We start from the raw sequence: 12299 nt of genomic DNA on the forward strand, positions 1-12299 counted from the left end.
CCCCATTTGGTTTCCCTCGTGGATAAGTTAGTTGGCGATAGGTATATTATGTTCTTAGCCTATTGCTTTGCTAGAGCAAAATCTTTCAGAGCCCGTACGGGCGCACAACAGCTACGTGATGAACTTTTCCTTTTCCTTGATCGTAAGCAAAGAACAGAAGATCTCCTGCCTGCAGATTCTCCCTTTCGACCGGTGTGCCATGCTTTGCCTGGACAGAAGAGTCTCTTGGAATGACAATTCCATTTGCGTGATACAGGGTATACGTAAACCCTGAACAATCAAAACCAAAGCCGGACATGCCGGCCCATAAATAAGGAAGACCGAGAAACTTTTTGCCAGTATTCACAATACCCTGTCCAATTGGAGCTGGAATAGCTTTTTCACTTTTATAAATAGCTGCATCCTTCTTTTTGAGCCATTTCATTCCATCCCCTGGTGTTGCTACAAGTATTTCATGTTTAAGTTCTTTTATAACAGGAAGACGCGTGTTAAAACTGATTTCCATAAACTTTTTGGAGAATTGTTTATTCTCGTACAACCAGGCTGTTGGCGATGTAACAAGGGCAAACGGCCGATTTAACTTGTTCTCAAAGTTATTCCCTTTTACAATCTGGGCTTTCGGCATCCAGCCCGGATAGCCATGTTCATTACGGGGCGTCGGCTGATTATGGACAGCGACTTTCACCCAATTCCCTTTTTGCTCAAGCACTTTTACTTTCGAGCCGTACAAAGCTTGCGTTTCCAGCTTCCCAACGAGGCCAAGCTTGTCCTCGTATGTCATGTTTGCTGTCCATTTTCTTAAATCAACAGGATTTACGGCGGAAGGCTTGTCCACCTCTCTCACTAAATCAGGGGCTGTCCATAAGGTTGCTGCTGATACATCAACATAATAATTATTATTGGCCTTCCCTTTTGCTTCTGCTGGACTCATTGACAAAAAGAATAAAGCTCCGATGGTTAACACGATAGTATACCACTTTTTTAACATAACTACCATTCATCCTTTCTTTTATTTATTTAAAAGGAAAGGTTTTCCTTCCTTTTAATCCCCAGACCTGGTTCATTTCCGAGTTGGATTAGATCTTTTTCGTAAGTAATGCCTTCGAAATTCTCTTGTTTAATCCATAGCGGTGCGTCTAAATCAATTTTGGTAATATTCGGATGAGCAGCCGCCAAATGAATAGCAGCCGACACACTCACGATCGATTCCATCATACTGCCAATCATACATTCTACTTCTGCTGCCTCCGCCATATCGGCTATTTGCAGCGCCCGGCGGATTCCGCCAGTTTTCATTAATTTAATATTTAAATAGTCTACCGCCTGTTCTGACAATAGCTTCATCGCGTCAATCGGAGAAAATAAACTTTCATCTGCCATGATCGGCGTGTGAACACTGCGCTTTATCTCCTTTAATCCGGCAATGTTATAAGCTTTCACCGGCTGTTCGACTAATTCAATCTGTAGCTTTCGATCCTCGAGCTCGCGAATGATCTGAATAGCTTGGCTAACCGACCAGCCTTGATTCGCATCGATCCGGAGCATGATTTTGTCACCAACTGCCTCACGGATGGCACTAATTCCTTCTACATCCTTTTCCCAGTCTTTCCCCGCTTTGATTTTCAAAATAGAAAAACCATCCCCGATAATTTTTAAGGCATCGCTCACCATTTCCTCTTTATCACCAATGCTGATAGTCATATCGTTGCGAAGCTGGTTCGTTTGGCCGCCGAGCAGCTCAAACAAGGGAATCTTCCAGTAACGGCAGGCTGCATCGTAAACAGCTATTTCAACAGCCGCTTTTGCACTCGTATTGCCGACGCACGATTGCTGGATAAGCTGTGAAAGCAGATTTAACTGTGTAATTTTTTGTCCGATAAGCTGCGGGGCAATGACATGTTCAATGATCCCTGCAATTCCTTCTGTTGAATCTCCTGTAATGGCAACGGTTGGAGCAGCTGCTCCCATTCCAATTACGCCATTTTCCAATTCAATCGTCACAAAAATATTGTCAATGTCTTGTGCTGTACGTAACGCTGTTTTAAAAGGTTTAACCAATGGAAGTTTCTCTATGGAAACCTTGAGTTTATTAATATACATGATGACATCCTTTCCTTAGAGTGCAGATAAAATATAAGAAGTGAAAATACCGTAATAGGTGCCAAGCAGACTGCCGAGGACGGCCATCAGGATACCTACCGGGATAAGCGTTCTGTTAAAGGAACCCGCTAAAATAGGAGCAGAAGCGACACCGCCAATATTAGCAAGTGAGGCGACCCCCATTGTAAAAAAATCTAGTTTGAAGACCTTCGCCAAAATCACCATAATTAAACCATGGAAGAACATGATCATGAAACCGGAAATAATGTAAATCGGTGCCTGAAACAGCTGAGAAAAATCAGCGTGAGAAGCGATTAAGGCGATGACGATATAAAGCATGACCTTTGAAACCTCCATTGATCCCGGCAGCTTCCCTACTTTTGTCATCGCCACGATCAGGCCAATAACAGATGCAATAATAATGGTCCAAGTTGTAGCATTAACCGCAGCACCAAGCTCCGGGAGGCTGGCGCCTATTTTTGTGGCGGATGCGGAAACGAATAAACTGAGTGCAAGAAAGCCAATTAATTCAACAAAGCCGATTGGGTGCTTGTCTCCATTGTCCTCTGCTTCAAGCTGGGCAGTAATTTCATCAATATAAGAGGTATCCGCTTTCGTCCACTTGTTGAATTTCATCGCTAACGGCACAAGCCAGAATAAAAACATGACCCAAACAGAATAATTGACTGTATCCATAATCAAGGCGTATCCAAAAATGTTTTCCGGTACATTCAAAATTCCTTGAAGAATAACCATATTGGCCGATCCGCCCGTCCAGCTGGCGCTAAGGGCAGCAAAGGCTTTCCAAGTTCCTTCCGCGTATAGCCCTTGAAGAAGAGCATAAGTAATCGTGAATCCAGCGATAATACTAAAAGATGCCGCGAAAAAGGTTAAGAGCATTTTGGGACCTAAACGGGCAATCTTTCTTAAATCGCAATGAAGCAGCATTAACATCAGCATCGCTGGCAAAAGCAAGCCGCGTATCGTTCCGTAAGCGGTTTCAACTGATTCACTGGCAGAGAAAAATCCAAAAGTCTTCATTAAAGCGGCGCCAATATAAATCAGAACAATTCCTGGTACGTACTTAAAGAACTTCCCGCCAATCGTTTTTTCTGCAATGGCAATCACTGCTGTAAAGGCGAGCAAAAAACAAACAAACATCACACCATCTTGAATCATCTACAATTCCTCCTTTAAAAATAAAAAATCCAGCCGCCAAAGGATCGATCTCCTTTAACAGCTGGATTTCAAATGCGTAAACAAATGAAGCAGCTAACCGTTAATAATTTGGTTATATTTAATATGGGCATTCTTAAATGCCACAATTAAAGCCTTTTGCGAAGCGCCAAAATATCGGCTTTCAATATCGGAAATAATCTCTTCTACTTCCATCATCGACCGGCCATTAAAAATGGATTGAACAAATTTAGAGGTTAATGAAATGGTTGAAGAACACTCAGCCTCTAAGATTCTATGACTGTTTCGATCAATGACAAGTCCGATGAAATAGGAATTGAATTGCTGCATAATCGGATTATTAGAAGCGGTTTTGCTATCTCCAATCACGTAAATCGTATCTTTATGAAACACGGATGTTCCTCCTGCCATTCGGATATTACGCGGGGCATTCACATGTTTTAGATGCAAAGGTTCGTCGTAATAAGCATGGTACATTTATCTTAATATATTCATTTGTTGTTTGCAATATTAAAAATATTAAGTTTTATATTTTATGAATAAACTAATCTCTCTCGGTGGCAAATAACTTTTTTTTCTTCCATTTTCCAAAATAAAAATAACTAAAAGCGAACAGACTGCTAATAACAAAGCTAGTTCCCATGCCTAGCGCAACTCCGCGCTCTCCTATCCAGCCCGCAAAAAATTCCGTCAACGGATATCTCAGCACCCAAAAAGAAATCAGGTTTAACACCAATACTTGAAACATCGCCCCTGCTGCCCGCACAATCCCATTTAATACAAAATTCAAGCCGAGAAAAGGATAGAAAAAGGCGACCATTTTTATATATTCCCTTCCAAAAGCGACCGCTTCTTTGTCTGTAATAAATAAGCGTATGCTCCAGTTAGCGAATAAAAAGATAAAGAGAGCCGCTGTCAGCATAATGGCTAAATTAAGGAAGGTGGCATATAACGCAATTTGATTCACCCGTCTCCACTGGTGAACCGCGATATTTTGGCCAGCCATGCTATTGACTGCTGTGCTGAGAGCCTGAGCAGGCAAAATTAACAGGCTGTCCAGGCGCTGGGCAGCACCAAAACCAGCCACTGCATGCCCGCCAAATGAAGTAACAACACTCATAATAGCCGCCATTCCTGCAGAAATAACCATCATTTGCAAGCCGGCGGGGATCCCTTGTTTTAAAATAAGCGATACTTCTTCTTTCGTTGGAAGAAAAGGAACCGTAAAGGGAATGAACTTAAACCGGATACTGGTAAATAAACCATATAGAAAAGCCGCGCCTTGAGCCACAACGGTGGCGTAGGCCGCTCCGTCAATGCCCATGTTGAACACATGGATAAACACCGGATCGAGAATCGTATTTAAAATAACAGCGGTTAGAACGAAACGAATCGGTGTTTTGCTGTTGCCGAGAGCACGAAAGACAGTACCGATAAAGTTATAACCAAATAGAAAAAGAATGCCTATAAAATTTATTTGCAAATAACTGACGGCTTCAGGAATCATGGAGGTTGGTGTATCAAGCAGCTGCAATATATCTTTTGCGAAGAAAAAGCCTGCAACACCTAAGCCTACTGATAAGGCAGTTAAAATGACGGTAAAAGCATTGACATACCTTTTTAAATGTTCAGGGTCATCTTTTCCTTTTAGCTGCGATAAGATCGTCAACGTGGCATTGTTAATGCCAATGATAAAGGATAATACCGTAAAAATAACCGTACTAGAAACAGCTACCGCCCCCAGTGCATTAGCACCGAGCAAATTTCCTACCCATAAGCTATCGATGAACTGGTAGGATACCTGTAATAGATTAGTCAGCAAGATAGGGGTGGAAAAAGTAAGCAGCTGCCTCCAAATGCTTCCGCTTGTAAAATCATGCTGCTTCATTCTCATGCTCCTTTCCCCTCTATCATAATGAAAAAGAAAAGAAGAGGCGATGAAAATGCTTAATACGAGTCATACTTAAGGATGCTCTTCTACGTACATGTGTGAAGCTAGGCAAAATAAAAAGCGGCACTGAAGCAAACACTTTTCAGAACTACTTTACTTTTATTAAGAAAAGTATCCGCTTTGCAGCTCATAAAGCAGCTTTTTATAATGATCTGCCTCTGCTTTTTCAGTAAGTGCCGCGAGCCGTCCTTCCACTTGTTCTGTTATTTGCAATCTTGCGTCCTTCTTTGCTTGTTTTAGGAGGTCTTCATAAAACGGGAGAAAAGCGGCTTCTATCTGTTCTTCCTCGCTGCGAATATATTGATGAACAGGCGTGATGAGCTCTTTTTCAATTTCATCCCGGATTCGTTTATTTCCGCCTTCTGCGAAAAATTGCAGAGAACTTTTATATTCCTTCAACAACGAAGCGAATAAGCCGGAATGGATTTCATGCAGACCTGCTTCAAAAAACAATTCCGGAGCCTCCCCTACGCTTGTTTCTTTTAAATAAATCGCTGGCAAGATTGGTTTTATCTCTTTTTCTAAAGACTTTGACATTCGCTCCATGCTTTTTTGCATAAAGGTTTGCAGCCGAAAGGCCGCTGTCCTCATTTCCTGCGTCATTTCTCTAGCAACGAAGCGAATGACTTCATTCGTCATTCGGTGCAATGCCGTCAAGGTATCATCAAAAGCATCGAATGCTGTCGGGCTGAAGATCACCTTGAATTCATCATTATAGCGATAAAACAGGCGCTGCTTCGCATAGAACAATAACTCCTTGATCTCTTGCTGAAAAGCTTCAAGCTCCGCTGAAAAGGACCGGCTGTCTAGATAAGAAAGCGTCTCGGTCAATTGTTGCGATAGCTCTTCTCGGTGCTGGCGCTTCGCCGTTTCATCCGCTTCAGCGAGCCGTATCCGTCTTTTCAACTCGATCATAGCTTGTTCAACATCCACTTCTGCCTGCTGCAAAACAGCCATAGCAAGGGCTTGTTTCGTAAAAGGATAAAAGTGGTGTTCAAACAAAGAAAAGCCTGACAGATCAAGCGCTGCCTCAGCCGCCATCTGTTCACCTGCTGCTAAACGAAGAAGGGCGTTATACCGCTTCTGTTCCTCTTCTGTTAACGAATGAGCCGCTTTTCCTTTAGCTAACAGAGCGAGGTGACTGGATACCGGATAAATCCGAGCCTGCCGGATTCCGCATTTTATTAAGTTCTCCCCTACATGTTGAAGCACATCGAGTAAGTCCCTTTTCGCTGTAGCAAGATCAGCTGCATTCACGATGAAAAACAGATTATCTTTGCCGGTAAAATCTTTGACTCGGCCAAGCTGGGTTAAAAAGGCTTGATCCGCCCGTGAAAAAGCATGGTTATAATAAGTGACAAATACGATAGAATCGGCACTTGTTATATAGTTAAACGCCATTTCCGTATGACGGGCATTCATGGAGCCTGCCCCCGGTGTATCGACAAGCACCATACCTTGTTCGGTTAGCCGGGACGAATAATATAAGGTGATCCGTTCGACAAAACAAGCTTTCTCTTCTACGCTCACGAATTCAGTGTAATCTTCTGCTGTTTTTCTTGCTGATTGTCCGAGCTGGGACTTAATTTTTGGATAACCAGAAAGAGCAGCGCGTAAAAATGAGAATTGCTCGAGCGGCAACGCTTCAAGCGGACTAAACCTTTCTTCTTCTGGCTCGCCTCTTTTATCTTTTTCTTGTGATGACTCCTTGCTTTTTATGAACTCTTCATGTTCCTGTAGAAGAGAATGAAGTGCTTCTAGGCTATTGACAGTTTTTCCGCTTAATTCTAACGCTTGATTAATATCTTTTAGCAATTGTTCTTCTGTTTTAAACAATAATGTCACTGTTCCGTGAGGATGGGCCTGATCTGGTGCACGAATTTCATTAATTGCAGCAGTAGTCGGGTTCGGTGATACAGGCAGAACCCGTTTTCCTAACAAGGCATTGGCGAAAGAGGACTTGCCGGCACTAAAAGCTCCGAACAAGGCAATCATATACTCGTTTTTCTCCAACCGTTCAATCCGTGCCTTTAGCTGCCCTATTCTTTGCTCCATATGACTCGCTTGCGCTAGCAAGCTTGCTTTTCTCTTTATTTCCTTCACCTGCTTTTCTAAATCAACAGGGGTAAAGGCCAATTCTTCTAATCGCCTGCTCCATTCTCTCGCTGCCTCGCCAATATCAATGAATCGCTTTCGTCTTTGTTCTGCCAGCTGGCCTGTTTTTTTAAATGCCTGAAAAGGTCTTTTTTCCACTTTCTCTGTTCCCCGTACGGCAAGCATGGCAAAAATACTTTCATAGAGCTGGGCTTCTTGCGCTTTTATCTGTTCTCGCTTTTTCCACGCATCGATTTTCTGCTGAATCTCTTCATATTCCTGTGCTAGTAAAGCTCTTTTTCTCCGATTATTTTCTTTTGCCTGCGTTTCCAATGGTTCAACGAGGACAGCAAATGCCTGCCGGTACAAACTCTTCATTTCACGGCTAATGTCTTTAGCATAGTTTAGTACATAGTCGTCTGTTAGCATGGCTCCACTTTTCACCAGCCTTACGAGCAGTTCCGGAGAAAAATGGACTTGGCATTGGCGAATGCCTTCTCGCAGCTCCTCTGTGAGCACATCAAAGGATTGCAGCAATTTAATCAATTCTTCTTTTAAGGGAATATCAATGTAGGACAGTCTGTTTTCATTCAATGCCTGAAATAGCTGCTGCAGCCGCGCTTCCCTTTCTTTTTTCGTTTTCTTGCGGGAAAGGAAGCCGCGCACCTGAAAGGACAGCTCACGGGATTCTAAAAACTGACGTACAAAGATCCGGCCATAGTAATCCATTAGCTTAGCATTATTAAAGACACCTATGAGAATCTGATCAAACAGGGGAATAAAGAGGTGATCCCGTTTTTCGATCGCTTCTTTGCGCTCTGTATATTCGAAAAGTTCTTCCTGAAGCTGTTGAAAAGAAGCTGTTCCGACGAGCAGCTCATCATACTCATCTAGCTCTTTTCTCTTCTTTTCCTGCTGTTTTTGGAAAAAATCCGTGGCTATGATGAGCGCTTCTTGAAGAACGTGGGCAGTAATTTGCTGGTAGCGATCTGCAATTTTGCTGGATAAAAAGGTTTTTAACTCGTTCATTTGGTTATACGGATGACTTTCATCCTGCAAGGAAGTGAAATAAAGTCCATTGTATGTGAGATGATGCTCAGTGAATGAATGATGGACACGGCTTGAAAACTCTTCAAAAGATAATTCACTAGCGACATGCTTATCAATTTGATTAATGATAAAGTAATTATCTTTTCCTCTTTCTGAAAGCTGGCGGTTAAATTCAAAATTGACCGGAGACTGCACATGATTATAATCCATCATATAAAAAACAAGATCAGCTAAATGAAGCTGGGACAAAGCACTGACCCGGTGAGCATCATCTGTCGAATCAATTCCCGGTGTATCAAAAACAGTCACTCCTTCCGGAAGCTGCCCAGTGCGATGTGATATTTCGACTTCCTCTACTATATTTCCGTTCACACAATATGCTTGGATGTCCTCGATGTTGTAAGGATAAGGAAAGTTTTTGAGCGTCCCATCTTTAAATAAAATATTCGCACAGGGCTCACCCTCTTTCACTTTTACGATATTGGCACTCGTCGGAATAGGGCTCGAAGGCAGCAAACTTTCCCCCATTAATTCATTGATCATCGAAGATTTACCAGCTGAGAAATGACCATAAAAGGCAATGACATACTCGCGATTTTCCAGCTTTTCCAGCAATTCAGCGCACAATTGAGCACTTTCCTGATCTCCATACTTCAACAACAAAGTATGAAGCTGTTCTAGCTTCGGAAGCAGTAGGGCGCGAGTGGGCTTTTGATTGGCTAGCCATTTTTTTAATTTTTCCGTTAGCATACGTTCCCGCTCCCATTTTTAAAATACTTTTATTTCATTGTATCGAAATGTCTTGGACATTTCAGCTGTGAGCCTCTTTTACACAAAAAAAGCAAAAGCCGTATGGATCGACCCATCCATACGGCTTCTGCTTTTTCTATTTATTAATAACTAGCCGAACTGCTTTCAATAGAAGCAGATTGCTTATAAAAACGCGGTGCTGTCTTTTTCAAGAAGAGTAATACAGCTGATGTAATCAACATTTCCGGAAGTAAATAGGAAAGGTTATACAAGAAAGAATAAACAGCAACCGGCGTGCCTTTAGGTGCATAACTGCCGAACCAAATGACTCCGGAAAGGAAATGGCAGACAAGGCGAAGTGATGTACCTAATAATAGGCCAGCGAAAATTCGGCCTATCGTAACCGGCTTATGAAAAACAACAAATGCTCCTAATCCAAGCACCGCATAGGCAAGTGGATAATCGAGGACTAGCTGTACCGGGTGGACAACATAGCCGCCTGTCAGTAAGCTTATTAACCCCACTAACAGACCTGTTAAGAAGCCTGCTTGCCAGCCTCGACGAAACGCCATAACGAATATCGGTACCATTACAAGCGAAATAGAGCCTCCAAACGCCCATAGAGCACCGAACTCCACGTAGCTTAATATGAACGACAATCCTGCCATAACAGCGATTTCGATCATCGTCACTAGCTTATTTCTCTCCATAAAAAATCCCCCTTTTCTTATCCAAAGGGGTGAACTGATACAAAAGATATTCGGCATTTGCGAATGTTTCCCGTATCTGTCACACGTTCCCTACGCTGGTACTAACCAGATCAGGTTCTTAGAGTTGAGGATCACTCCTCTCTCAGTCTAACGACACCCCTAGTGGACTTGTATATTCTTACTATAGCATAAGTGTAAAGAAAATGAAACAGGGGGATTGTTCGTCAATTTAAAGTGATAAAGTGCTTTCCGTTTTTCAGCGAGGAGTGATTAGTCAGCATCACCTATTTTAGTAAACGTGTATATCTGCTTTTTATCTTTCATATACGTAAGTGAATATTGGAGTTTTCGCTTTATTAGGGCTTGTTCAAAAAAGAATAAAAGCAGGTGTGTCTATGAATCATGTTGTGAAACGTGGAGAAACAGTTTCATCAATTGCTGGTGATTATCGGCTTTCTGTCTCTCAGTTGATCGCTGCTAACCCTGGAGTCAATCTGTATCAGCTTTCCCCCGGACAGCAAATCCGGATTCCAGGTCTTCCGTCACCTAGTTCTCTCCCCTACTCTATCAGTATTTCGCTATCCCAGCGCAAATTGGCGTTATTTCGCCGTGGGAATGTTCAAAAAACCTATCCGATAGGTGTAGGCAAAATGCTGACCCGAACACCGACCGGAGACTTTGTCATTATTAATAAAGCGCCCAATCCAGGCGGTCCATTCGGAACGATGTGGATGAGTTTATCAAAAAAATCTTATGGCATCCATGGAACGAATAATCCTTCCTCCATCGGTAAGTTTGTTTCAAAAGGCTGCATCCGCATGTACAATCGCGACGTAGAAGAATTAGCAAGCATTGTCCCAATTGGCACTCCTGTTCATATTCGTCCTTAAACTACTGAAATTCCTCTGTCTCAGGTTTGAAAACAGGCGAAGGAGGGCATAACGAAACAGTAAAGGAGGAATCACTGATGACAGAGGAAAATCATGCTATTCATAAAGATGGAGAGTTACAGCCCCATAAAGTAGACGATGCGCTTGAGCGAATTAGTCCTGAAAGAATGGACAGCATTCTTGAGAATTTTAACTCTTTTAAATCCTATTTGAAAAAAAGAATTGAACTTGCTGAAAAAATCGGCTTGAATGAAGAACAGCTTGCGGTGGCTACCGAGAAAATTGCTGGCTACTTAGCAGAACATGCTGAGCCAAAAAATAGAGAAGAAAAACTGCTCCAGGAGCTATGGAATGTAGGCACGCAGGATGAACGTCATCATTTAGCCCATATGCTCGTTAAATTCGTGGATCAGGAATGAAAAAATACGTCTGCCAAAAGGCAGACGTATTTTTATTTTGTTGCAGCATATTGTTCTACTTCTACTGTCCAGTTAAATGGATCTTGTTCTTTTCCATTTTGGATACCAGTAATGGTGCTGTAAAGCTTTTTAGCGATCGGACCTGTAGTTCCTTCATTAATGATCATTTTTTCATCATTCCAGAGCAATTCTCCGATTGGAGAAATAACGGCTGCTGTTCCTGTACCAAAGGCTTCTTCTAATTGGCCGGACTTATACGCTTCACGAATTTCTTCCATCGCCAAACGGCGCTCTGTTACTGGCAGATCCCAGGATTTTAGAAGCTCGATGACAGAGTTTCTTGTGACTCCCTCTAAAATGCTGCCGTTTAAAGCAGGCGTTACAATTTCTCCGTTTATTTTAAAGAAGACATTCATGCTGCCTACTTCTTCAATATATTTCTTCTCCAAGCCATCCAGCCATAATACTTGAGTATATCCTTTGCCGTCAGCTATTTCCTGCGCCTTTAAACTAGAAGCGTAGTTTCCAGCTGTTTTGGCTTCTCCTGTTCCGCCAGCAACTGCACGGACAAACTCGCTTTCTACTAATATTTTCACTGGATGAATGCCCTCTTTATAGTAAGCTCCTACCGGTGATAAAATAATCATAAATTTATAACGGCTTGATGGTGCCACTCCAAGGAAAGGCTCTGTAGAAATGATAAATGGACGAATATAAAGAGAGGTCCCTTCTGCATTCGGAATCCAATCTTTTTCCACAGAAATTAATTGTTTTAAAGCTTCTAGAGCAAACTCTTCATCCACTGGAGGAATACATAGGCGTTCATTTGAACGGTTTAAACGCTCAAAGTTTTTCTGTGGGCGGAATAACAACACCCGATTATCTTCTGTAAGGTATGCTTTTAATCCTTCAAACACCGTCTGGCCATAATGAAAGATCATGCAGGCCGGATCTAGTGAAATTGGCTGGTAAGGAACAATGCGCGGATCGTGCCAGCCCTGCCCTTCAGTATAATCCATAATAAACATATGATCCGTGAAAATTTTTCCAAAGCCTAGCTCTTCAGATTGTGGCTTCGGCTTTCTTTCAGGACTTAAGTTGAGTTGGATAGTTTGTTCTTTCATTTCGCACTGTCTCC

Annotated in this window: 10 protein-coding genes and 1 riboswitch; of the genes, 2 read left to right on the forward strand and 8 right to left on the reverse strand. The window is 42.3% G+C overall.

Annotation, left to right across the window (positions count from 1 at the left end; translation table 11 throughout):
* Nucleotides 1–85: 85 nt before the first annotated feature.
* The 7 genes from A8F95_RS13700 to thiT form a co-directional block, all read right to left on the reverse strand.
* Nucleotides 86–988, reverse strand: coding sequence for a C40 family peptidase (locus A8F95_RS13700; RefSeq protein ID WP_077247374.1), 903 nt, complete (start codon nt 986–988; stop codon nt 86–88).
* A gap of 29 nt (nt 989–1017) precedes the next feature.
* Nucleotides 1018–2100, reverse strand: a complete 1083-nt coding sequence (locus A8F95_RS13705; protein ID WP_065411012.1) for a dipeptide epimerase — start codon at nt 2098–2100, stop codon at nt 1018–1020.
* 15 nt (nt 2101–2115) lie between these two features.
* Entirely contained in the window at nt 2116–3279 is a 1164-nt protein-coding gene (locus A8F95_RS13710) for a DUF819 family protein (protein ID WP_065411013.1), read from the reverse strand.
* Nucleotides 3280–3372: 93 nt separating this feature from the next.
* Nucleotides 3373–3690: a DUF3870 domain-containing protein gene (locus tag A8F95_RS13715; RefSeq protein ID WP_049662250.1), complete on the reverse strand. Its 318-nt coding sequence runs from the start codon at nt 3688–3690 to the stop codon at nt 3373–3375.
* A 151-nt stretch (nt 3691–3841) separates the two neighbouring features.
* Nucleotides 3842–5185: an MATE family efflux transporter gene (locus A8F95_RS13720; RefSeq protein WP_065411344.1), complete on the reverse strand. Its 1344-nt coding sequence runs from the start codon at nt 5183–5185 to the stop codon at nt 3842–3844.
* 165 nt (nt 5186–5350) lie between these two features.
* Nucleotides 5351–9142, reverse strand: coding sequence for a dynamin family protein (locus A8F95_RS13725; RefSeq protein WP_065411014.1), 3792 nt, complete (start codon nt 9140–9142; stop codon nt 5351–5353).
* 143 nt (nt 9143–9285) lie between these two features.
* On the reverse strand, nt 9286–9852 hold the full coding sequence (gene thiT / locus A8F95_RS13730) for an energy-coupled thiamine transporter ThiT (protein ID WP_065411015.1): 567 nt from the start codon (nt 9850–9852) through the stop codon (nt 9286–9288).
* A gap of 69 nt (nt 9853–9921) precedes the next feature.
* Nucleotides 9922–10023: riboswitch (TPP riboswitch) on the reverse strand.
* 224 nt (nt 10024–10247) lie between these two features.
* Here thiT and A8F95_RS13735 point away from each other — a divergent pair.
* A complete protein-coding gene (locus A8F95_RS13735; protein WP_065411016.1) occupies nt 10248–10742 on the forward strand; it encodes a L,D-transpeptidase family protein in 495 nt (164 codons plus the stop codon).
* 77 nt (nt 10743–10819) lie between these two features.
* A complete protein-coding gene (locus A8F95_RS13740; RefSeq protein WP_065411017.1) occupies nt 10820–11161 on the forward strand; it encodes a DUF3243 domain-containing protein in 342 nt (113 codons plus the stop codon).
* A gap of 32 nt (nt 11162–11193) precedes the next feature.
* Here the strand turns inward: A8F95_RS13740 and A8F95_RS13745 are convergent, their stop codons facing one another.
* The gene (locus A8F95_RS13745; RefSeq protein WP_065411018.1) at nt 11194–12285 is read right to left on the reverse strand and encodes a branched-chain amino acid aminotransferase; all 1092 of its coding nucleotides are present in this window, start codon (nt 12283–12285) and stop codon (nt 11194–11196) included.
* Nucleotides 12286–12299 lie beyond the last annotated feature (14 nt).

It is taken from the genome of Pseudobacillus wudalianchiensis, from assembly GCF_001685015.1.
Classification (GTDB): domain Bacteria; phylum Bacillota; class Bacilli; order Bacillales; family Domibacillaceae; genus Pseudobacillus; species Pseudobacillus wudalianchiensis.

Coding starts and splice junctions, on each gene's coding strand:
- A8F95_RS13700 (WP_077247374.1), bottom strand. CDS start 988: ATGTTAAAAAAGTGGTATACTATCGTGTTAACCATCGGAGCTTTATTC.
- A8F95_RS13705 (WP_065411012.1), bottom strand. CDS start 2,100: ATGTATATTAATAAACTCAAGGTTTCCATAGAGAAACTTCCATTGGTT.
- A8F95_RS13710 (WP_065411013.1), bottom strand. CDS start 3,279: ATGATTCAAGATGGTGTGATGTTTGTTTGTTTTTTGCTCGCCTTTACA.
- A8F95_RS13720 (WP_065411344.1), bottom strand. CDS start 5,185: ATGAAGCAGCATGATTTTACAAGCGGAAGCATTTGGAGGCAGCTGCTT.
- A8F95_RS13725 (WP_065411014.1), bottom strand. CDS start 9,142: ATGCTAACGGAAAAATTAAAAAAATGGCTAGCCAATCAAAAGCCCACT.
- thiT (WP_065411015.1), bottom strand. CDS start 9,852: ATGGAGAGAAATAAGCTAGTGACGATGATCGAAATCGCTGTTATGGCA.
- A8F95_RS13735 (WP_065411016.1), top strand. CDS start 10,248: ATGAATCATGTTGTGAAACGTGGAGAAACAGTTTCATCAATTGCTGGT.
- A8F95_RS13740 (WP_065411017.1), top strand. CDS start 10,820: ATGACAGAGGAAAATCATGCTATTCATAAAGATGGAGAGTTACAGCCC.
- A8F95_RS13745 (WP_065411018.1), bottom strand. CDS start 12,285: ATGAAAGAACAAACTATCCAACTCAACTTAAGTCCTGAAAGAAAGCCG.